The 19,457-nt window shown below is 74.2% G+C and carries 23 protein-coding genes; 6 read left to right on the top strand and 17 right to left on the bottom strand.

The genetic code is table 11. The features are described 5' to 3' along the window. Nucleotides 1-91 precede the first annotated feature (91 nt). The 5 genes from ACFVU9_RS36915 to ACFVU9_RS36935 all read right to left on the bottom strand — a co-directional run bounded on the left by ACFVU9_RS36915 (nt 92) and on the right by ACFVU9_RS36935 (nt 3,752). A complete protein-coding gene (locus ACFVU9_RS36915; protein WP_380492822.1) occupies nt 92-733 on the bottom strand; it encodes a TIGR02234 family membrane protein in 642 nt (213 codons plus the stop codon). Between the two features lie 26 nt (nt 734-759). Then, nucleotides 760-1,236 carry a Uma2 family endonuclease gene (locus tag ACFVU9_RS36920; protein WP_380492824.1) on the bottom strand — a complete coding sequence of 159 codons (477 nt, stop codon included), beginning with the start codon at nt 1,234-1,236 and terminating at the stop codon, nt 760-762. A gap of 30 nt (nt 1,237-1,266) precedes the next feature. Further along, nucleotides 1,267-2,790, bottom strand: coding sequence for an anthranilate synthase component I (locus ACFVU9_RS36925; RefSeq protein WP_380440540.1), 1,524 nt, complete (start codon nt 2,788-2,790; stop codon nt 1,267-1,269). Between the two features lie 38 nt (nt 2,791-2,828). Continuing rightward, nucleotides 2,829-3,200 carry a phosphoribosyl-AMP cyclohydrolase gene (hisI, locus tag ACFVU9_RS36930; RefSeq protein ID WP_329928306.1) on the bottom strand — a complete coding sequence of 124 codons (372 nt, stop codon included), beginning with the start codon at nt 3,198-3,200 and terminating at the stop codon, nt 2,829-2,831. Nucleotides 3,201-3,263: 63 nt separating this feature from the next. Then, nucleotides 3,264-3,752, bottom strand: coding sequence for a hypothetical protein (locus tag ACFVU9_RS36935; RefSeq protein WP_380501076.1), 489 nt, complete (start codon nt 3,750-3,752; stop codon nt 3,264-3,266). Nucleotides 3,753-3,859: 107 nt separating this feature from the next. Here ACFVU9_RS36935 and ACFVU9_RS36940 point away from each other — a divergent pair, with 107 nt between their 5' ends. The 3 genes from ACFVU9_RS36940 to ACFVU9_RS36950 all read left to right on the top strand — a co-directional run bounded on the left by ACFVU9_RS36940 (nt 3,860) and on the right by ACFVU9_RS36950 (nt 6,209). Further along, the gene (locus tag ACFVU9_RS36940) at nt 3,860-4,441 is read left to right on the top strand and encodes a hypothetical protein (RefSeq protein WP_387601202.1); all 582 of its coding nucleotides are present in this window, start codon (nt 3,860-3,862) and stop codon (nt 4,439-4,441) included. 25 nt (nt 4,442-4,466) lie between these two features. Then, nucleotides 4,467-5,111, top strand: a complete 645-nt coding sequence (locus ACFVU9_RS36945; protein WP_380501072.1) for a TIGR03085 family metal-binding protein — start codon at nt 4,467-4,469, stop codon at nt 5,109-5,111. A 318-nt stretch (nt 5,112-5,429) separates the two neighbouring features. After that, complete coding sequence (locus ACFVU9_RS36950) at nt 5,430-6,209, top strand: VOC family protein (protein WP_387601205.1); 780 nt, start codon at nt 5,430-5,432, stop codon at nt 6,207-6,209. A gap of 64 nt (nt 6,210-6,273) precedes the next feature. Here the strand turns inward: ACFVU9_RS36950 and hisF are convergent, their stop codons facing one another. From hisF to hisD, 8 genes are all read right to left on the bottom strand, one after another. Further along, complete coding sequence (hisF, locus tag ACFVU9_RS36955) at nt 6,274-7,044, bottom strand: imidazole glycerol phosphate synthase subunit HisF (protein ID WP_380440548.1); 771 nt, start codon at nt 7,042-7,044, stop codon at nt 6,274-6,276. Continuing rightward, nucleotides 7,041-7,481 carry a RidA family protein gene (locus ACFVU9_RS36960; RefSeq protein ID WP_380440550.1) on the bottom strand — a complete coding sequence of 147 codons (441 nt, stop codon included), beginning with the start codon at nt 7,479-7,481 and terminating at the stop codon, nt 7,041-7,043. The genes hisF and ACFVU9_RS36960 overlap by 4 nt, the downstream gene beginning before the upstream one ends. A 73-nt stretch (nt 7,482-7,554) precedes the next feature. Continuing rightward, nucleotides 7,555-8,280: a bifunctional 1-(5-phosphoribosyl)-5-((5-phosphoribosylamino)methylideneamino)imidazole-4-carboxamide isomerase/phosphoribosylanthranilate isomerase PriA gene (gene priA / locus ACFVU9_RS36965; protein ID WP_380440604.1), complete on the bottom strand. Its 726-nt coding sequence runs from the start codon at nt 8,278-8,280 to the stop codon at nt 7,555-7,557. A 17-nt stretch (nt 8,281-8,297) separates the two neighbouring features. Continuing rightward, on the bottom strand, nt 8,298-8,933 hold the full coding sequence (hisH, locus tag ACFVU9_RS36970) for an imidazole glycerol phosphate synthase subunit HisH (RefSeq protein WP_387601208.1): 636 nt from the start codon (nt 8,931-8,933) through the stop codon (nt 8,298-8,300). A gap of 34 nt (nt 8,934-8,967) precedes the next feature. Further along, complete coding sequence (locus ACFVU9_RS36975) at nt 8,968-9,120, bottom strand: hypothetical protein (RefSeq protein WP_329928313.1); 153 nt, start codon at nt 9,118-9,120, stop codon at nt 8,968-8,970. Next, nucleotides 9,117-9,710, bottom strand: coding sequence for an imidazoleglycerol-phosphate dehydratase HisB (gene hisB, locus ACFVU9_RS36980; protein WP_359963098.1), 594 nt, complete (start codon nt 9,708-9,710; stop codon nt 9,117-9,119). The genes ACFVU9_RS36975 and hisB overlap by 4 nt, the downstream gene beginning before the upstream one ends. Before the next feature lie 6 nt (nt 9,711-9,716). Beyond that, complete coding sequence (locus ACFVU9_RS36985; protein ID WP_380492837.1) at nt 9,717-10,826, bottom strand: histidinol-phosphate transaminase; 1,110 nt, start codon at nt 10,824-10,826, stop codon at nt 9,717-9,719. Next, nucleotides 10,823-12,130 carry a histidinol dehydrogenase gene (hisD, locus tag ACFVU9_RS36990; RefSeq protein ID WP_380492839.1) on the bottom strand — a complete coding sequence of 436 codons (1,308 nt, stop codon included), beginning with the start codon at nt 12,128-12,130 and terminating at the stop codon, nt 10,823-10,825. The genes ACFVU9_RS36985 and hisD overlap by 4 nt, the downstream gene beginning before the upstream one ends. Nucleotides 12,131-12,221: 91 nt before the next feature. Between hisD and ACFVU9_RS36995 the strand changes: the two genes are divergently transcribed. The 3 genes from ACFVU9_RS36995 (at nt 12,222) to ybaK (ending at nt 15,143) form a co-directional block, all read left to right on the top strand. After that, nucleotides 12,222-13,799, top strand: coding sequence for an oxidoreductase (locus tag ACFVU9_RS36995; protein WP_380440558.1), 1,578 nt, complete (start codon nt 12,222-12,224; stop codon nt 13,797-13,799). A gap of 85 nt (nt 13,800-13,884) precedes the next feature. Continuing rightward, the gene (locus ACFVU9_RS37000; RefSeq protein ID WP_380492841.1) at nt 13,885-14,613 is read left to right on the top strand and encodes an LON peptidase substrate-binding domain-containing protein; all 729 of its coding nucleotides are present in this window, start codon (nt 13,885-13,887) and stop codon (nt 14,611-14,613) included. Nucleotides 14,614-14,648: 35 nt separating this feature from the next. Continuing rightward, on the top strand, nt 14,649-15,143 hold the full coding sequence (gene ybaK, locus ACFVU9_RS37005) for a Cys-tRNA(Pro) deacylase (protein ID WP_387601213.1): 495 nt from the start codon (nt 14,649-14,651) through the stop codon (nt 15,141-15,143). Between the two features lie 18 nt (nt 15,144-15,161). Here ybaK and ACFVU9_RS37010 read toward each other — a convergent pair whose 3' ends face one another. The 4 genes from ACFVU9_RS37010 to ACFVU9_RS37025 form a co-directional block, all read right to left on the bottom strand. After that, nucleotides 15,162-15,971: a hypothetical protein gene (locus ACFVU9_RS37010; RefSeq protein ID WP_380440564.1), complete on the bottom strand. Its 810-nt coding sequence runs from the start codon at nt 15,969-15,971 to the stop codon at nt 15,162-15,164. Between the two features lie 64 nt (nt 15,972-16,035). Beyond that, a complete protein-coding gene (locus ACFVU9_RS37015; protein WP_380440566.1) occupies nt 16,036-16,848 on the bottom strand; it encodes an ABC transporter permease in 813 nt (270 codons plus the stop codon). After that, nucleotides 16,845-17,846: an ABC transporter ATP-binding protein gene (locus ACFVU9_RS37020; RefSeq protein ID WP_380440568.1), complete on the bottom strand. Its 1,002-nt coding sequence runs from the start codon at nt 17,844-17,846 to the stop codon at nt 16,845-16,847. Before ACFVU9_RS37020 ends, ACFVU9_RS37015 begins: the two co-directional genes overlap by 4 nt. A gap of 105 nt (nt 17,847-17,951) precedes the next feature. Next, nucleotides 17,952-19,199 carry an NYN domain-containing protein gene (locus ACFVU9_RS37025; RefSeq protein WP_380440570.1) on the bottom strand — a complete coding sequence of 416 codons (1,248 nt, stop codon included), beginning with the start codon at nt 19,197-19,199 and terminating at the stop codon, nt 17,952-17,954. Nucleotides 19,200-19,457: the final 258 nt, after the last annotated feature.

The following is a 19,457-nucleotide window of genomic DNA, read 5'->3' on the forward strand; positions in this document are numbered from 1 at the left end:
CTCGGACTCACCCACAACGGCACCACCTGGCAGATCGGGGCTGCCGCCTGACAGCGGCAGCCCCGATCACACCAAGATCTTCATCAGCCTTCTAGACGGCCGTCGGGTCCTCGCCGCGGTCCAGCGCCTTCCACAGGTCGGCCGGGGTGTCCGCGCCCTTCGCGGCGCCCTTGGCCGGGCCCCTGGCCGGGCCCTTCACCGGGGCCTTGCCGGTGGGCGCCTCGTAGCGGCTGCCCATGGCCGGCCAGCCGCGGCCGAAGCGCAGCGTGAGCAGCCCGGCGACGGCGAGCAGCACCCCGCCGGCCACCGCCACCCACGGCCAGCCGCTGTGGCCGACCTCCGTGGCCGTCGAGCCGGCCAGGGCGAGCTTGCGGGCCGCCTCGGCGTCCAGCGCGGCGGTGTCGCCGGCGCCGGCCACCGCCGTGGCGGCCACGCCGATCCCGGCCAGCAGGGTCAGCGCGCCGACCGCGAGCCGTCCGGCGCCGCGCACCGCGAACACCGCGATGGCGGCGGCCAGGCCCACCAGGGCCAGCCCGCCGGGCAGTTCGGAGATCCGGCCGCCGCTGACGGACACCTCCAGGGTGCCGGCCCGGCCCTGCGCCCAGTCCCGGCCGACCGCGGTCAGCACCAGGACGGCGCTCAGCACGGTCAGCAGCAGCATCACGCCGAGCGTGCGCCGGCCCGGCCGCGCGGCCGGGGCGGTGTCGGGTACGGGGTTCTGGTCAGCGCTCACCCGTCCACTATCCCCCGGCCGCGTTCTCAGGCCGTACCCGGGGTGGGGCGCTCCACCACGAACCCGTCGGTCTGGAGCACGAGCGTCCGCTCGCCGAGCGGCAGGAAGAGGTCGTTGCCGATCGGCACCCGTTCGGCCTCCCGGTACACCCCGCCCGGCGCCGGCGCGGTGTGCACGGTGCAGACGCCGGCCACCGGGTCGACCACCACGTACAGCGGCAGCCCGGACTCCGCGTACGCGCGCGCCGCCGCGCCGTGGCCGCCGCCCGGGGCGGCCACCTCCAGGACGGCCTCCACGGACGTCCCGTCGTAGCGCCCCCCGGCGCCCCGCGCGGCACCCGGGGCGATCACCGCCAGGTCGGGGGCGAGGCCGCCGGGCGCGGCCCGGAAGTCGATCAGGACCTGCGACAACACCCTTCCGTGGCCCGCCAGTTGGTCCCCGATCTGGACGGCGGCGGCGAGCACGGCCACCCACCGCCGCTCGTCCTGCGGCACCTCGGACATCCCGGCCGCCTCCCTTGCGTACCTGTGGGGCTACGAAAGCTCCGGCGTCCGCAGCGTATTGGCGGTGGCGATCGCCCGCAGCACGGCGGCCGCCTTGTTGCGGCACTCGGTGTCCTCGCCGTGCGGGTCGGAGTCGGCCACCACACCGGCGCCGGCCTGCACGTACGCGGTGCCGTCGCGCAGCACCGCGGTCCGGATCGCGATCGCGGTGTCGGAGTCGCCGGCGAAGTCCAGGTAGCCGACGCAGCCGCCGTACAGGCCCCGGCGGGTGGGCTCCAGCTCCTCGATGATCCGCATCGCCCGGGGCTTGGGCGCGCCCGAGAGGGTGCCGGCCGGGAAGCACGCCGTCAGCACGTCGAAGGCGGTCCGCCCGGGCGCCACCTTGCCGGTGACGGTCGAGACGATGTGCATGACGTGGCTGTAGCGCTCGATGTGCATGAAGTCGACCACCTCGACGCTGCCCGGCTCGCAGACCCGGCCGAGGTCGTTGCGGCCCAGGTCGACCAGCATCAGGTGCTCGGCGCGCTCCTTGGGGTCGGCGAGCAGCTCGGCGGCCAGCGCCGCGTCCTCGTGCGGGCTCGCGCCGCGGTGGCGGGTGCCGGCGATCGGGTGCAGCATCGCCTCGCCGTCGGTGACCTTGACCAGCGCCTCCGGGCTGGAGCCGACCACGTCGAAGCCGCCCTCCGCGCCGCCGTCGGGGCCCGGGAAGCGGAACAGGTACATGTACGGGCTCGGGTTGGTGGTGCGCAGCACCCGGTAGACGTCCAGCGCGGAGGCCGGGCAGGGCGCCTCGAAGCGCTGCGAGGGCACGACCTGGAAGGCCTCGCCGGCCCGGATCCGCTCCTTGATCACGTCCACCGCGGCCCGGTAGGGCGCGCCGCCGAACGGCGAGCGGACGTCGCCGGGGCCGGCCGGGGTGAAGGTGGCGAGCCCGGGGTCGACGGGCCTGAGCAGGTCCGCCTCCATCGCGTCGAGCCGGGCCACCGCGTCCGCGTGGGCCTCGTCGACGCCGCTGGCGAGGTCGTTGTGGTTGACGGCGTTGGCGATCAGCAGCACCGTGCCGTCGACGTGGTCCAGCACGGCGAGGTCGGTGGCGAGCAGCATCGTCAGCTCGGGGAGCCCGAGGTCGTCCGGGTTGAGGTCCGGCAGCTTCTCCAGGCGGCGCACGACGTCGTAGCCGAGGTAGCCGACCAGGCCGCCGGTGAGCGGCGGCAGGCCGTCGTCGGAGTGCCGGGGGGTGTGCAGGGCCTCCAGGGCCGCGCGCAGCACCTCCAGCGGGTCCCCGCCGGTGGGGATGCCGACCGGCGGGGCGCCGAGCCAGCGGGCGTCGCCGTCCGGGCCGACGGTGAGGGTGGCGGCGCTGCGCACGCCGACGAAGGAGTAGCGCGACCAGCTGCGGCCCTGCTCGGCGGACTCCAGCAGGAAGGTGCCGGGCCGCTCGCCGGCCAGGCTGCGGTAGAGGCCGATCGGGGTGAGGCCGTCCGCGAGGAGCCTGCGGGTGACCGGGATGACCCGGGTGTCGACGGCGAGCTTGCGGAAGGCTTCGAGGTCCATGGCGGGCGGCACCTTCTGGGTCGGAGGCTTTGGTGTGGTCAGGCGAGCGGGAGCACGTCGGCGTCGAAGCAGGTGCGGTCGCCGGTGTGGCAGGCGGCACCGGTCTGGTCGACCTTGACCAGCAGGGTGTCGCCGTCGCAGTCGAGCGCCACCGACTTGACCGCCTGGACGTGCCCGGAGGTGTCGCCCTTGACCCAGTACTCGCGGCGGCTGCGGCTCCAGTAGGTGCAGCGGCCGGTGGTGAGCGTGCGGTGCAGCGCTTCGTCGTCCATCCAGCCGAGCATCAGCACCTCGCCGGTGTCGTGCTGCTGCGCGATGGCCGGCAGCAGGCCGTCCTCGGTGCGCTTGAGGCGGGCCGCGATCGCGGGGTCCAGGGCGGTGGTGCCGGGGGCGGCGGGTGTGGTGGACATGGGGACATTGTGTCAGCCCGGCCGGGGCGCCCGGTGCGCCGTCCGCATCGCGGCCGGCGCAGGTCAGCGGGGCCGCTCGCAGCCGGCGGGCCAGATCCGGTGGACGAACAGCCCGGCCCCCTGAGCCAGTGCGGCCACCCGGGCCGGCCCGTTGCCGGGCTCGCCGTCCCACGGTTCTCCGTCCCAGACGGCGATCAGCTCGTCGATCATGCCGACCAGCGCCCGCCCGGTGTCGTCGCCGAGGCCCCCGCGCTCGGCCGCGGCCAGCCGGTGGACGGCGTTCGCCTCGTTCATCAGCTCCAGCCGGGTGGCCCGGTGGTGGTCGTCGGCGCGGCCGACGAGCGGCGCGCTCGCGGGGACGATGATCTCCAGCTTGCCGCCGTGCTCCAGGACGGACCGGGCGAACCAGGTGTCCGGCCCCTCGTCGGCGCAGGTGACGCCGACGAGCTCGTACGAGCCGAAGGTGGTGACCAGCTGCCAGAGGTCGCCGCGGACCAGCATCTCCGTGATGCCGCCCGACAGGCCCTGGTGTCCGGTGATTCCGACGCGCATTCCCAACTCCCGGGATCGTGTCGTGCCGCCCGGGAGCCTACCCAATGGGGGGACGAGTTCGGCCAACCACCTGCCGCGGAGCACCGGTTTGGGCCATCCTCATGGCCATGACCTCCGAGCAGCCGCCGTCCGCAGCCGCCGACCCGCGCCCGTCCCGCGGCCTGGTCCTCACCGTCGCGGCGGTCCTCGTCGCCCTGCTCGCGGTGGTGGCGACCGTCATGCTCTGGCCCGACGACAAGAAGCCGGCCGCCGCACCTCCCCCGCCCACCCCCACGGCCACGGCCACCGCGACACCGGCCCCCACCCCGACGCCCACGCCCACCCCGACCCCCACCCCGCCGTACGCCTTCTTCCCGGTCGGCACCTGCTTCGACCACCCGCAGCTCAGTCCGGCGATCGTCCGGTCCGAGGAACGGCCCTGCACCGGCGAACACGACGGCGAGGTGATCGCCGACCTCAAGCTGCCCGAGGGCCTCACCGGCGACCTCAAGATCAACCTCGCGATCCTCGACGGCTGCAAGGCCGCCGAGACCGCCGCCAAGGCCCGCCAGGGCGACGCCCGCACCTACTACGGCCGCCCGGTCGGCCCGACCATGGCCAACTACCAGCAGGGCTGGCGGGACTACACGTGCGCGCTGACCCTCAGCAACCGCCAGGGCGGCCCCAAGCTCACCGGCCACCTCCGCTGAGCCCACCACGTTCTAAGGTGACGCCATGTCGAACCACGCCCTCGCCGAGCGTCACCGCCTCGCCGAACTCCTGGCCGCCGCCGGGCCGGACGCCCCCACCCTCTGCGCCGGGTGGACCACCCGCGACCTCGCCGCCCACCTGGTGATCCGCGAACGCCGGGCGGACGCGGCCCCCGGCATCCGCGTCGGCGCCCTCGCGGGCTGGACCCACCGGGTGCAGTCGGCCTACGCCGAGCGCCCGTACGACGAGCTGGTCGGCCTCTTCCGCTCCGGCCCGCCGGTGTTCTCCTTCTTCGCGCTCCCCGGCGCGGACGAAGCGGCCAACACCGTCGAGTACTTCGTGCACGCCGAGGACGTCCTGCGAGCGGCCGACGACTGGACCCCCCACCCCGTCCCGCCCGGCCGCTCCGAGGCCCTGTGGCGCCGCCTCCCCCTCCTCGCCCGCTTCGAAGCCGGCCGCCGCTCCCCCGTCCGCCTCGAACTCCACCACCCCGACGGCCGCACCGTCACCGCCGGCCCCACCGGCGCCCCGGTCGTCCGCATCACCGGCGAGCCGGCCGACCTGATCCTCTTCACCTACGGCCGCGGCGCCCGCACGACCCTCACCGTCGACGGCCCCTCGGACGCCGTCGAGGCCCTCCGCCACGCCCTGCCCCTGCCCCCTCGGTAGCGCGCCCGATGATCCGCGGTGTTGCCCGCCGACATGCCGGCGGGCAACACCCCGAACGCACCCGCGCGACGACGACACCCGGCCGCCCGTCCGGAACCGGCCGACCACGTGCGGGAAGTCGACCGCGCCGACTTCCCGCGCACGGGCCTCGGCATCGCCGGGGATGCCCCGTTCGAGGGACCGGCCCGACCCGCCCCATCCCGTCCCGGCTGCGATTGTCAGTGGCCCGGTGCAGACTCTCAGGTGGCCGGGGAGGGGGCGTGCGCGCGCCTGTCGGAAACCGCTCCGGTCAGTTCTCCGTCGAAGGGGCACCACCTCATGCTCACCACCGACTTCCCCGCCGGTTCGCCCTGCTGGATCGACCTGGGCAGCCCGGACATCCCCGCCACCGCCGAGTTCTACGACAAGGTCTTCGGCTGGACGTTCCAGTCGGCCGGCCCGGAGACGGGCGGCTACGGTTTCCTCCAGCTGGACGGCAAGACCGTCGGCGCCGTCGGCCCGCTCGACGAGGGCGACCAGTCCACCTGGACGACGTACTTCCGCACCCCCGACGTGGACGCCGCCGTCAAGACCGCCGAGCAGGCCGGCGGCACGGTGCTCGTCCCGCCGATGGACGTCATGGGCGAGGGCCGCTTCGCCCAGGTCACCGACCCGCAGGGTGCCCGGTTCGCGCTGTGGGAGGCCGGCAACACCAAGGGCCTGGACGCCGTCTCGACCGACAGGACCATGTGCTGGTCCGAACTGCACACCTCCGACCAGGACGCCGGCTTCGCGTTCTACGAGACCCTGTTCGGCTGGCGGGTGGAGAACTTCGAGCCGTCCCCGGGCATGAGCTACCGGGTGATCTCGACCGCCGAGGGCGACCAGCAGGAGACGAGCTTCGGCGGCATCGCCCCGGTGATGGACGCGGCCCAGCCGTCCGCCTGGACGCCGTACTTCGCCGCCGACGACGTGGACGCGCTGATCGCCAAGGCGACGGCGGCCGGCGGCACGGTGCTGATGCCCGCCGCGGACGTGGAGAACGTCGGCCGGATCGCCTGGCTCGCGGACCCGAACGGCGCCCCCTTCGCGCTGATCAAGGGCGAGCCCCGGCAGTAGCGGCACAACGAGCAGGGCCCGCCACCAGGGACGGTGGCGGGCCCTCCTCGACGCGCAGAACGCGTCACCGCACCGGGTGCCCGGCCTCCCGCAGCGCGTTCTTGACCTCGCCGATCCGCAGGTCCCCGAAGTGGAAGACGCTCGCCGCGAGCACCGCGTCCGCGCCCGCCTCGACGGCCGGGGCGAAGTCGGCGAGCTTGCCGGCGCCGCCGGAGGCGATCACCGGCACGGAGACGGCCTTGCGCACGGCCCGGATCAGGTCCAGGTCGTAGCCGTCCTTGGTGCCGTCGGCGTCCATCGAGTTGAGCAGGATCTCGCCCGCGCCCAACTCGGCCGCGCGGCCCGCCCATTCGACCGCGTCGAGGCCGGTGCCGCGGCGCCCGCCGTGCGTGGTGACCTCGAAGCCGGACTCGGTCTCGGTGCCGGGAGGGCAGCGCCGGGCGTCGACCGACAGCACCAGCACCTGCCGCCCGAACCGCTGGGCGATCTCCCGCACGAGCTCCGGCCTGGCGATGGCCGCGGTGTTGACGCCCACCTTGTCCGCGCCGGCCCGCAGCAGCTTGTCGACGTCCTCGACGGCGCGGATGCCGCCGCCGACGGTGAGCGGGATGAACACCTGCTCGGCGGTGCGGCGGACCACGTCGTAGGTGGTCTCGCGGTCGCCGGAGGAGGCGGTGATGTCGAGGAAGGTGAGCTCGTCGGCGCCCTCGGCGTCGTAGAGCTTGGCCATCTCGACCGGGTCGCCGGCGTCGCGCAGGTTCTGGAAGTTGACGCCCTTGACCACCCGCCCGGCGTCGACGTCCAGGCAGGGGATGACACGTACTGCAAGGGTCACGGCTGATTGCCTTCCGGGGCTTCCAGGGTCTTTGCCAGCCCGGTGCGGTACGCGTCGATCTCGACCTCGACCATCATCCGGGAGTCGATCAGGCCCTCGACCACCACCATGGTGGCCACCGGGCGGGCGGCGTCGAAGAGCTGACGGTGGGCGCGGCCCACCTCCTCGGCGTCGCGGACGTGGGTGATGTACATCCGGGTGCGGACGACGTCGTCCGCCGTCAGACCGTACGCGGCCAGGGCCGTGAGCCCGACGCCGAACGCGGCGAGCGTCTGCCCGTACGGGTCGCCCTCGTGCTCGATCCGGCCGTCCACCCAGGCGGTGGAGCCGGCCACGTGCACGTGGTCGCCCGCAACGACCGCGCGCGAGTAGCCGAACTCGTCCTCCCAGGGGGAGAATCCGGCGACCCGGCCGCGTACGATCCGACGTTCCGTCATCCTGTAACCGTCTCTTCCGTCATCGGCGACGTCGGCCTCACCTCGGCCCGACGCCGGCCCGACATCGGCGGCATCAGCCCGAAACCGCCGCCAGGGCCTCTTCGAGGGTGAACTTCTGCTCGTACAGTGCCTTGCCCACGATGGCGCCCTCGACACCCTCGCCGACGAGGCCGGCGATGGCGCGCAGGTCGTCCAGCGAGGAGACGCCGCCGGAGGCGACGACCGGGCGGTCGGTGGCGGCGCAGACGTCGCTCAGCAGCTGGAGGTTGGGGCCGGTGAGGGTGCCGTCGCGGTTGACGTCGGTGACGACGTAGCGGGCGCAGCCCTCCTGGTTCAGGCGGTCCAGGACGTCGAAGAGCTGCCCGCCGTCGCGGGTCCAGCCGCGGCCGCGCAGGGTGGTGCCGACGACGTCGAGGCCGACCGCGATCTTGTCGCCGTGCTCGGCGATGGCCTTGGCGACCCACTCGGGGGCCTCCAGGGCGGCGGTGCCGAGGTTGACGCGGGTGCAGCCGGTGGCGAGGGCGCGGGCGAGCGACTCGTCGTCGCGGATGCCGCCGGACAGCTCGACCTTGATGTCCAGCCGGCCGGTGACCTCGCGCAGCAGCTCGTAGTTGCTCCCGGTCCCGAAGGCGGCGTCCAGGTCGACCAGGTGCAGCCACTCGGCGCCGGCGTTCTGCCAGGCGAGTGCGGCGGCGAGCGGCTCGCCGAAGGAGGTCTCGGTGCCGGAGGCGCCCTTGACCAGACGGACGGCCTGGCCGTCCCGGACATCGACGGCAGGCAGCAGCTCAAGGCTCATCAGTAACAACTCTCAGACGGTCAGAGGGTGTTGACCCAGTTGGTCAGCAGGGCGGCGCCGGCGTCGCCGGACTTCTCGGGGTGGAACTGGGTGGCCCACAGCGGCCCGTTCTCGACGGCCGCGACGAACGGCTGCCCGTGGGTGGCCCAGGTGACGAGCGGGGCGTGGATGCGCGCGCTGTGCGCCTCCAGCTCCCAGTGCCGCACGCCGTAGGAGTGCACGAAGTAGAAGCGGGTCTGCGGGTCGAGGCCGGCGAACATCCGGCTGCCCTCGGGCACGTCCACGGTGTTCCAGCCCATGTGCGGCACGACCGGGGCGTCCAGCGGCTCGACGGTGCCCGGCCACTCGTCGCAGCCGGCCGTCTCCACGCCGTGCTCGACCCCCTTCTCGAAGAGGATCTGCATGCCGACGCAGATGCCCATGACCGGGCGGCCCCCGGCGAGCCGGCGGCCGATGATCCACTCGCCGCGGACCGACTTGAGGCCGCGCATGCACGCCTCGAAGGCGCCGACGCCGGGAACGAGCAGGCCGTCCGCGGCCATCGCCGTGTCGAAGTCGGAGGTCACGGTGACGTTCGCGCCGGTGCGCTCCAGGGCCCGCTGCGCGGAGCGCAGGTTGCCCGATCCGTAGTCGAGGACGACGACGTTCTTGCCCATGTTCAGGTGTCCAGTCTCTCTGCGTACGCGCGCACTACAGGCGCATGGCGCCGGCGGCCAGGCACATCACGGAGCCGATCGCGAGCACCAGGATGACGCCCTTCGGCAGCTTCTGCTTCCAGAACGAGATCACCCCGCCGGCCAGGAAGAGGCCGACGAAGAGGAGAGCCACGGCGGTCTTGCTCACAGTGCACCCTTGGTCGAGGGGAGGATGCCGGCCGCGCGCGGGTCGCGCTCGGAGGCGTAGCGCAGGGCCCGTGCGAGCGCCTTGAACTGGCACTCGACGATGTGGTGCGCGTTGCGACCGTACGGCACGTGGACGTGGAGGGCTATCTGCGCCTGGGCCACGAAGGACTCCAGGATGTGCCGGGTCATCGTGGTGTCGTAGCTGCCGATCATCGGCGCCATGTGCTCCGGCTCGGTGTGCACCAGGTAGGGGCGGCCGGAGAGGTCGACGGTGACCTGGGCGAGCGACTCGTCCAGCGGCACCGTGCAGTTGCCGAAGCGGTAGATGCCGACCTTGTCGCCGAGCGCCTGCTTGAAGGCGGCGCCGAGCGCGAGGGCGGTGTCCTCGATGGTGTGGTGGGTGTCGATGTGCAGGTCGCCGTCGGTCTTGACGGTGAGGTCGAACAGACCGTGGCGACCGAGCTGGTCGAGCATGTGGTCGTAGAACCCGACGCCCGTGGAGATGTCGGTCTTGCCGGTGCCGTCGAGGTCGATCTCGACCAGGACCGAGGTCTCCTTGGTGGTGCGCTCAACGCGTCCGATGCGGGACATACGGGGTTACAGCTCCTTGATCACAGTGCGAACGGCGTCCAGGAAGGCGTCGTTCTCGGCCGGCGTGCCGGCGGTGACGCGCAGCCACCCCGGGACACCGTTGTCACGGACCAGGACGCCCTGGTCGAGGATGGCCTGCCAGACGGCGTGGGTGTCGGCGAAGCGGCCGAACTGGACGAAGTTGGCGTCCGAGTCGGTCACCTCCAGGCCGAGCCCGCGCAGCGAGTCCACCAGGCGGTCGCGCTCCTCCTTGAGCCGCCCGACGTACCCGAGCAGGGTGTCGGTGTGCTCCAGGCAGGCCAGCGCGGTGGCCTGGGTGACGGCCGACAGGTGGTAGGGCAGGCGGACCAGCTGGACCGCGTCCACCACGGCCGCGTCGGCGGCCAGGTAGCCGAGGCGCAGGCCGGCCGCGCCGAAGGCCTTGGACATGGTGCGGGTGACCACCAGGTTGGGGCGGCCCTCAATGAGCGGCAGCAGCGAGGCGCGGTGCGAGAACTCGACGTAGGCCTCGTCGACGACGACCAGGCTGGGCCGGGCCGCCTGGGCGGCCTCGTACAGGCGCAGCACGACGTCGGCGGCCACCGCGGTGCCCGTGGGGTTGTTCGGCGAGCAGACGAAGACCACGTCGGGCCTGTGCTCGGCGATCGTGGCGACGGCCGCGTCCACGTCGATGGTGAAGTCGTCGTTGCGCGGGCCGGAGATCCACTCGGTGCCGGTGCCCCGGGAGATGAGGGCGTGCATCGAGTAGGACGGCTCGAAGCCGAGCGCGCGGCGGCCGGGGCCGCCGAAGGTCTGGAGGAGCTGCTGGAGCACCTCGTTGGAGCCGTTGGCGGCCCAGACCTGCTCGCGGGCCACCGGGAAGCCGGTGGTGCGACTCAGGTAGGCCGCGAGCCCCTCGCGCAGCTCGACCGCGTCGCGGTCGGGGTAGCGGTTGAGCCCCCGGGCGGCCTCGGCGACCCGCTCGGCGATCCGGGCGACCAGTTCCTCCGGCAGCGGGTACGGGTTCTCGTTGGTGTTGAGCTGTACCGGCACGTCCAACTGCGGCGCGCCGTACGGAGACTGGCCCCGCAGCTCGTCCCGGATGGGAAGGTCGTCAATGCGAGTGGTGCGCGTCACGAGCCGGGAACCGTCCAATCGAACCGAGCCTTGATGGCGTCGCCGTGCCCCGGCAGGTCTTCCGCGTCGGCCAGGTTGACGACGTGCGCGGCGATGTCCGCGAGCGCGTCCCGGTCGTACTCGACGACCTGGACGCCGCGCAGGAAGGTCTGCACCGACAGGCCGGACGAGTGGCAGGCGCAGCCGCCGGTGGGCAGGACGTGGTTGGAGCCGGCCGCGTAGTCGCCCAGCGAGACGGGCGTCCAGCGGCCGATGAAGATCGCGCCCGCGTTGCGGACCTTCGCGGCCACCGCGTGCGCGTCCCGGGTCTGGATCTCCAGGTGCTCGGCGGCGTAGGCGTTGACGACGGTCAGGCCCTGCTCCAGGTCGTCGACCAGGATGATGCCGGACTGCCGGCCGCCGAGCGCCTCGGCGACGCGCTCGCCGTGCTTGGTCCGCGCGACCTGCACGGCCAGCTCGGCCTCGACCGCGTCGGCCAGCGCCGGCGAGTCGGTGACCAGCACCGAGCCGGAGGTCGGGCCGTGCTCGGCCTGGCTGATCAGGTCGGCGGCGACGTCGGACGGCAGCGCGCTGTCGTCGGCGAGGACGGCGATCTCGGTCGGGCCGGCCTCGGAGTCGATGCCGATCCGGCCGGCGAAGTAGCGCTTGGCGGCGGCGACGTAGATGTTGCCCGGGCCGGTGACCATGTTCACCGGCGCGCACTCCTCGGTGCCGAGCGCGAACATCGCGACCGCCTGGGCGCCGCCGACGGAGTACACCTCGTCCACGCCGAGCAGCGCGCAGGCCGCCAGGATCGTCGGGTGCACCCGGCCGCCGAACTCCTTCTGCGGCGGCGAGGTGACGGCGATGCCCCGGACGCCCGCCTCCTGGGCCGGCACGACGTTCATCACGACGGACGACGGGTACACCGCCAGCCCGCCCGGCACGTACAGCCCGACCCGGTCCACCGGCACCCAGCGCTGGGTGACGGTGCCGCCCGGCACCACCTGCGTGGTGTGCCCGGTGCGGCGCTGGTCCGCGTGCACGGCCCGGGCGCGGCGGATCGACTCCTCCAGCGCGGCGCGCACCTTCGGGTCCAGCGTCTCCAGGGCCTCGGTGAGCTGCTCGGCCGGGACACGGGTCGACTCCAGCCGGACGCCGTCGAAGCGCTCGGTGATCTCGATCAGCGCCGCGACCCCGCGATGGTGCACGTCCTCGGCGATCGGCCGCACCTTCTCCAGGGCGGCCGCCACGTCGAACTCGGCACGGGGCAGCAGGTCACGCGGGTCGTCCAGCGAGCCGCGGAGGTCGATTCGAGAGATCACGCCACCCAGTGTAAGGAGTGGCCGAAACCACTGGTCCCGCATTTCACTCCGTGATACGAAAGGCGAGACGACCGGGGGGACGGGGGAAAGCATGGCGGAGCGCGCGCCGGAGGACTGGACCGACACGGAAAAGGAACTCTGGGAGGCCTTCCGCCAGGGGGACGTCTTCGACCGCCGGGCCCGGAAATCAGCCGAGGACGACCCCTACGGCGACGCCGAATGGGGCTCCGAGCGCACCGTCCGCGCCGAGGTCCTGGCCCGCCTGCTGCTGGCCGGCCCCACCGCCGCCCCGGGCCGGGTCTCCTCCCTGCGGATGAACGGCGTCAACGTCACCGGCGCGCTCAACCTCGCCGGCGGCCGGATCAACCAGTACGTCGAGCTGTACGGCTGCCGCTTCGAGCACAAGGTCCTGATGTCCGAGGCCGAGGCCAGCACCGTCCGGATGGTCGACTGCCTGATACCCCGCCTGGAGGCCTCCCGGCTGGCCACCACCGGCGACCTCCACCTCGCGCGCTGCCGCATACCGGAGGGCGTCCGGCTCACCGACGCCAAGATCGGCACCGACCTGCTGCTCAACGTGACCCGCCTCGGCTCCGACCGCTACGGACGCGCGCTCTCCGCCGACGGCATGACCGTCCACCAGGACTTCGAGGCCGACCGGATCGAGGTCCACGGCGAGCTCAGCCTGCGCACCGCCCGCATCGGCGGCCGGCTCTCGCTGCGCGGCGCCCAGCTCCACGCCGTCCCGGACAACCGGATCTGCCTCAACGCCGTCCGGATCACCGTCGGCCACACCGCCTACCTCACCAGCTCCGCCGACGGCGGCTGGTTCGGCTCCCGCGGCTACTACGGCTCCGGCTACGGCCAGACCGCGCCGGCCGGCGCCCCCAGCACCCCGTTCCGCGCCCACGGCCAGGTGCGGCTGTCCGACGCCCGCTTCGACGGCGCCTGCCTGATCTCGGGCGAGTTCCACCTGGACGGCGACGACGAGCTCTCGCTGCGCCGCATCCACACCCCCGAACTGCGCTTCACCTGCCGCATGCGGCCCACCGGCCCGGTCTCGCTCTCCCGCGCCCGGGTCGGCAACCTCGTCGACACCCCGGACGCCTGGCCGCTCGGCAAGCACCTCGGCCTCACCGGCTTCACCTACGAGGTCCTGCGCCCGGCCGCGCCGTTCACCGTCCAGCAGCGCATCGCCTGGCTGGAGGGCTCCACCGTCGACTTCCAGCCCGAGTCCTACGAGCAGCTCGCCGCGGCCATGCGCCGCGACGGCGCCGACGACGACGCCCGCGAGGTGCTCTACGCCAAGCAGCGCCGCCGCCGCGAGACGCTCCCGCTGCCCGCCCGGATCTGGGGCACCGTCCAGGACGTCAGCGTCGGTTACGGATTCCGCCCCGGCCGCGCCGCCCTGTGGCTGCTCCTCGCCTGGGCCCTCGGCAGCGTGTTCTTCGCCACCCACCCGCTCAACCCGCTGAAGGCCGACGAGCGCCCGAACTGGAACCCGGTGCTGTACACGCTCAACCAGCTCCTGCCGATCGTCGACCTCAACCAGGGCGCGTGGAACCCCGGCGGCCTCGCCCAGTGGGTCTCCGCCGGCCTCGTCGTGGTCGGCTGGCTGCTCGCCACCACCGTCGTCGCGGGCGCCACGCGGATGCTCCAGCGCGGGTGAGCCGGACTCCGGCGCGGCCGACCGCGACGAACCCCGTGACAAACCCCGCGACAAGGCCGGGGCCCGGGGAACTACGCTGTCGGCCGTGACAGAACGGCTGCCGCTCTTCCCGCTGAACACCGTGCTCTACCCGGGCCTCGTGCTGCCCCTGAACGTCTTCGAGGAGCGCTACCGCCGTCTCGTCGCCGACCTGCTCGAACAGCCGGAGGACGAGCCGCGCCGCTTCGGCGTGCTCGCGATCAAGGACGGCCGCGAGGTCGCCCCGGTCCGCCCCGACGAGGGCCCGGCGGGCCCGCTGGACGGCCTCGGCACGTTCACCGGGGACGCCCTGGAGGCGATCCACCGCGTCGGCTGCGTCGCCGACGTCGCCTCCGTCCAGGACCAGCCCGACGGCCGGTACGAGCTCCTGGTCACCGGCACCACCCGGTTCCTGCTGCGCGACGTGGACGCCTCCGGTCCGTACCTGACCGGTGAGATCGAGCCGATCGAGGAGCGGCCCGGCGAGGGCTCCGGCGCCCTCGCCGCCGAGGTCGAGCGGGCGTTCCGCGCCTACCAGAAGCGGCTGGCCGGCGCCCGCGAGGCCAGCACCGTCGGCCACCAGGAGCTCCCCGACGACCCGCAGGTGCTCTCCTACCTGGTCGCCGCCGCCTCGGTGTTCGAGACGCCGGTCAAGCAGCGGCTGCTGGCCTGCCCCGACACCGCCCAGCGGCTGCGCACCGAACTCGACCTGCTGCGCCGCGAGACGGCCGTGCTCAGCTGGCTGCCGTCGCTGCCCGCGGTGGACCTGACCCGCCAGTCGTTCAGCCCCAACTGACCTCCGCCGAACCCCGTGTGACCCGAGGAGCTCCCGTGGCCAGGAAGCCGAAGAAGGGCGGCCAGGGCACCCCGGCCACCGTCGCCCTGGAGACCGCCGCCGTCCCGTTCACCGTGCACTCCTACGAGCACGACCCGGCCGCCGCCTCCTACGGCGGCGAGGCCGCCGAGGCCATGGGCGTCCCCGCCGAACGGGTCTTCAAGACCCTGGTCGCCGACGTGGACGGCGTCCTGACCGTCGGCGTGGTCCCGGTCGCCGGCCAGCTCGACCTCAAGGCGCTGGCCGCCGCCGTGGGCGGCAAGCGCGCCGCCATGGCCGACCCGGCCGCCGCCGAACGCAGCAGCGGCTACGTCCGCGGCGGCATCTCCCCGCTGGGCCAGCGCCGCCCGCTGCGGACGGTCGTCGACGAGGGCGCGATGACGCACCCGACGATCTACGTGTCGGCGGGCCGCAGGGGCCTGGAAGTGGAACTGGCCCCGACCGACCTGATCACCCTGACCAAGGCGACGACCGCCCCCATCGCCCGCTGAGGCGGCCTGGAAGAGCCGCTACCCGAGACCCGGCCGCCGGCCGTCAGCCCCGCCCTGCTCCCCCGCCGGCCCGTCCTTCACGTCCGGCCCCGCGTGCCCGTCCAGCCCGGCCTGCCCGACCGGCCCCTCCAGCGGAGGCTGCCCGTACGGCCCCGCCCAGTACGGCGGCGGGTCCTCCTCGCGCTTGCCGAACGCCGCCGACAGCAGGAGCAGCAGCACCATCGCCGCCATCGGCCAGGCCAGCAGGGCGCCGTGCGCCCCCAGGTCGATGTCCGCGTAGAAGCGTCCCCCGTTGCCGACCCGCCGGGCCTCCCCGATCAGGTCGTGGCTGGGTCCGAACGACCGCCCGAGCCGCCAGGCGCCGAGCGAGCCGAGCAGCCCGCCGACGGCCAGCCCCACCGCGACCGAGATGCCCCCGCCGCGGCGGCGCGTGACGAGGAAGGCCCCGAGCGCCGTGACGATCCCCATGCCGAGCCCGACGAGCACGAACACCGCGTCGGCCCCGGCGCGCTGCTCGCCCTCGGGGTCGGCGTACAGGATCCGGTCCCCGTCGACGACCAGCGGCACCTTGGGCGCCAGCCAGGCCCACAGCCCGGCCATGGCGAGCCCGAGGACCGCGCACACGACCACCGTCGCGGCACCGATCCGCAGCTCCGACATCAGCCGGTCCACCGGCGAGCTCTCGGCCTTGGAGACGCCCCCGATCCCCTCCGGGAGCGGCGGCAGCCCGGCGACGTCGTGGGTCTGCGGCGGCGCGAACGGGTTGGCGTCCGGCACCGCGGGCACGTCGTCGCGGGTGGGATCCGGAGGTGTGTTCGGTACGGTCACGGACCCCATCGTTTCACGATCGCGCCCCGGAGGGACCGCCGCCCGGGTGCCGCGGCCGTGCGCCCTACCGGGAGACGGCCCGCCGGTACGCCCAGGTGGCGATCGCCAGCGACACGACGCCCACCCCCGCGCAGACCGCGAGGTCCCCCGCGACCAGCGCCCAGTCCGGGTCGGCCGTGAACGTACGGGCGAAGGCCTCCACGCCGTACGTGGACGGCAGCAGGTCGCGCAGCCACAGCACCGGCTGCGGCAGGTGGTCCACCGGCAGGACGCCGAGCAGCAGCGCCGCGGACATCCCGAGCTGCCCGAGCATGGTGGCGATCTCCTGCCGCGGCGCGAGCAGCCCGCAGGCCGCACCGAGCCCGGACAGCGCGGCCCCGGCGAGCGGCACCACCGCGAGCAGCACCCACAGCTGGCCGAGCGGCAGCCCGAACATGACCGCGCCCACCGCCGCCGTCACCACCGTGCCGGGCAGCGTGAACGACGCGTACGCCCCGGCCGCGCCCAGCACCACGGAGGCCGCCGGCACCGGCAGCGTCGCGTAGTGGTCGAGGCCGCCGGTGGCCCGCAGCTTCCCGAAGTACTGCGCGAGCAGGTTGAGCGCGACGAACGCCACCACCAGCACGCTGGACCCGGCGACCACCGACCGCGCGGCCGAGTTCTGCCCGGGGTCGACGACGCCCCGCATCATCACGAGGATGCCGAGGGACTGGAACGTCGCCACGAACAGCAGCGGGATCCGCGCCACCCGGGCGCGGGCGAGCTGTGCCCGGTAGACGGCCGCGAGCGCGGGCAGCAGCCGCGCCGCGGGGGCGAGCGGGGCGGGCGCGGGGCCCGGGTCGGCGGCGGTCCGGGGCGGCACCGAGAGCAGCGTCACTTGGCCAGTCCTCCGTGGCGGCCGCCCAGCTTGAGGTAGGCGTCCTCAAGGCTCGGCGTGGCGAGGGTGAAGTCGTCGAGGGCGGCGAAGGCCGGGCCGGTGGTGACGGCGGCGACGAGTTCGCGGGCCTGCTCGGGGCTGGTGCGCACGGTCCAGCGGCGGCCGGTGCGCTCGGCCCGTTCGGCGAGCTCGGCGACGGCCGGCACCCCGACCGGGGCCTCGTCCCGCCACACCAGGTCGAGCCGGACGTCGCCGTCCACGAGGGCCTTGAGCCCGCCCGGCGTGTCGCAGGCGATGACCCGTCCCTCGTCGACCACGGCGACCCGGTCGAGGACGGTCTCCGCCTCGATGACGTTGTGGGTGACGAGCAGCACGGTGGTGCCGCGCTCGGCCCGGCGCCGGTCGACGGCGGCCCAGACGGCGCGGCGGGCGACGGGGTCCATCCCGGTGGTGGGCTCGTCGAGCACCAGCAGCGGCCGCTCCCCCACCAGCGCGGCGCCGAAGCACGCGAGGCGGCGCTGCCCGCCGGAGAGCTTGGCGAGCGGCCGGCCGGCGATCGGCTCCAGCCCCAGTTCGGTCAGCACCTCGCCGGCCTCGGCCCGGGCCTGCGCCCGGCTGAGCCCGCGCAGCCGTCCGGTGGTCTCGGCGGCGAGCGCGACGGTCAGTTCGTCGAGGGCGGTGGACTCCTGCCCGAGGTACCCGAGCAGGCGGGCGGCCAGCTCGGGGTGGCGCACGACGTCGTGCCCGAAGAGTTCGATCGAGCCGGAGTCGGGGCGCAGCAGCCCGCAGAGCTGGCGCACGAGAGTGGACTTGCCGGCGCCGTTGGGCCCGAGCAGCCCGAAGATCTCACCCGTCCGGACGGTCAGCGTGATCCCGTCGTTGGCCCGGATGCCGGTGGCCGCGGAGCCGCGTCCGGCGCGGTAGGTCTTCACCAGGTCGCGGACGGCGCAGCACGGCAGGCCGCCCCTGGGTGCTCGCCCTGCCGCCGTCTCGTTCACGACGGACGACTTTACGCGCTCACACGGGCGAACCGGACAAGGGGGCCCGTCGGGCCTGCCTGCGGACTCCCGCCCGCCGTGCGACGCCCGGGACCGGCCGCGCCCTCAGTCGTCGACGACCATCGACCCGCCCGGCACCCGGGACGCGAGCTCCTTCCAGAACCCGGCCCGGATCGCGTACCTGTCGTGCTCGTCGATCTGGTCGTCCTTGTGCGCGAGCAGCCCGAACCGGGCCGCGTAGCGCAGGAGTTCGCCGTCGACGCGGTGCGGGATGCGCGGGTAGTCGGGCCACAGCACGGTGAGCCGCTCGACGTCGCCGAGGCGCTCGCTCCAGCGGCGGGCGAAGACCTGCCCGACCTCGTGGGCGTCGCCGCCGATGGAGGTGATGTCCTCCTCGCGGTCGGCCCAGCGCTGTTCGGCGGTGGTGAGCTGGGCGAGCGTCGGCAGGCTGTCGCCGGCGGTGACGGCGGGCTCGGGGGCGGGCCGGTCGACCCAGCCGCGGTCGGAGGACCAGCGCAGCACCGGGCCGGTGTGGGCGGCGCTGCCGTTCGCGGTGGCGACGGGCGCGGCGGCGGTGCGCCCGGCGAGGTCCTTGGGGGTGGGCACGACCTTGAGCGCGGTGGCCGGCTGCGGCCGCCCGTTGGTGGCGGCGGGGGCGACGGGCGCGGGCGCGCCGGCGGCCGGGCGGACCGGTACGGGCCCGGTGGGCGGCACGGCGGCCGGGGGTGCGGCGGGCGGTGCGGCGAGGATCTTGGCGATCTCCTGCCGGGGGCCCTGGCCGGGGGCGGGGAAGACGTTCGCGGTCTCGCGGAGGCTGAACGAGTTCTCGATCCACTCGCGGTCGAGGACCCGCCGTTCGTCCGCCTCGCCGACGAGGTCCTCGGACTGGTTGAAGTCGCCGTCGGCGGCCTGGAGGGCCCACAGGTGGACGACGACGCCGTGCTCCTTGGCGGACATCATGCCGGGCAGGAGGTCCCCGTCGCCGGTGATCAGCACGACGTCGGCGCAGGCCCGGTTGCGGGCGAGCTCGGAGAGCTCCGCGTGCATGGCGGCGTCCACGCCCTTCTGCACCCAGCGGCCCTCCGCGCGGGTGAGGGCGCCGAGCCGGACGGTCACCCGGGGCAGGACCCGCAGCCGCCGGTGTTCGGGCATCGGGCGCCGGTCGGGGGCGGCGTCGAACCAGTAGATCCGCAGCAGTGGGAGCCCGGTCTCGGCCTCGGCGCGTTCGCGCAGCGCGGTGATCAGCGCGGTGTGGTCGACGGTGACCCGGGAGCGGGACGGGTCGCCGGCGAGCAGGCTGGCGGCGGCGCCCAGCAGGTATCCGGCATCCACCAGAACGACACAGCGATCCATCGCGCACCTCTTTCCGCTCGCCCTCGGGTCAGGCCAGGTGGGCGCGGTCCGCCCGGGGAACGGACGCGGTGGGTGAGGGGGCTTCCGCGACCGCCCGATCGTTGGCTCACCTTTTCCCCATGGTTCGCGCGCCGAACCCCGGGGGACGTCGCGGTCGCGCAACGGCCCTCCCAATAGAAAGCAAAGGCGGGCCCCGTTCAACGACGGGGCCCGCCAAACGTCACGCGGGCTGCGCTTTCGGGGTCCCGGCCCTACGGC

It is taken from the genome of Kitasatospora sp. NPDC057936 (assembly GCF_042887525.1).
GTDB lineage: Bacteria > Actinomycetota > Actinomycetes > Streptomycetales > Streptomycetaceae > Kitasatospora.

Excerpts from the sequence above, each read along its gene's own strand:
- ACFVU9_RS36920 (WP_380492824.1), bottom strand. The coding sequence starts at position 1,236 with ATGTCCGAGGTGCCGCAGGACGAGCGGCGGTGGGTGGCCGTGCTCGCC.
- ACFVU9_RS36925 (WP_380440540.1), bottom strand. The coding sequence starts at position 2,790 with ATGGACCTCGAAGCCTTCCGCAAGCTCGCCGTCGACACCCGGGTCATC.
- hisI (WP_329928306.1), bottom strand. The coding sequence starts at position 3,200 with ATGTCCACCACACCCGCCGCCCCCGGCACCACCGCCCTGGACCCCGCG.
- ACFVU9_RS36935 (WP_380501076.1), bottom strand. The coding sequence starts at position 3,752 with ATGCGCGTCGGAATCACCGGACACCAGGGCCTGTCGGGCGGCATCACG.
- ACFVU9_RS36940 (WP_387601202.1), top strand. The coding sequence starts at position 3,860 with ATGACCTCCGAGCAGCCGCCGTCCGCAGCCGCCGACCCGCGCCCGTCC.
- ACFVU9_RS36945 (WP_380501072.1), top strand. The coding sequence starts at position 4,467 with ATGTCGAACCACGCCCTCGCCGAGCGTCACCGCCTCGCCGAACTCCTG.
- ACFVU9_RS36950 (WP_387601205.1), top strand. The coding sequence starts at position 5,430 with ATGCTCACCACCGACTTCCCCGCCGGTTCGCCCTGCTGGATCGACCTG.
- ACFVU9_RS36960 (WP_380440550.1), bottom strand. The coding sequence starts at position 7,481 with ATGACGGAACGTCGGATCGTACGCGGCCGGGTCGCCGGATTCTCCCCC.
- hisH (WP_387601208.1), bottom strand. The coding sequence starts at position 8,933 with ATGGGCAAGAACGTCGTCGTCCTCGACTACGGATCGGGCAACCTGCGC.
- hisB (WP_359963098.1), bottom strand. The coding sequence starts at position 9,710 with ATGTCCCGCATCGGACGCGTTGAGCGCACCACCAAGGAGACCTCGGTC.
- ACFVU9_RS36995 (WP_380440558.1), top strand. The coding sequence starts at position 12,222 with ATGGCGGAGCGCGCGCCGGAGGACTGGACCGACACGGAAAAGGAACTC.
- ACFVU9_RS37025 (WP_380440570.1), bottom strand. The coding sequence starts at position 19,199 with ATGGATCGCTGTGTCGTTCTGGTGGATGCCGGATACCTGCTGGGCGCC.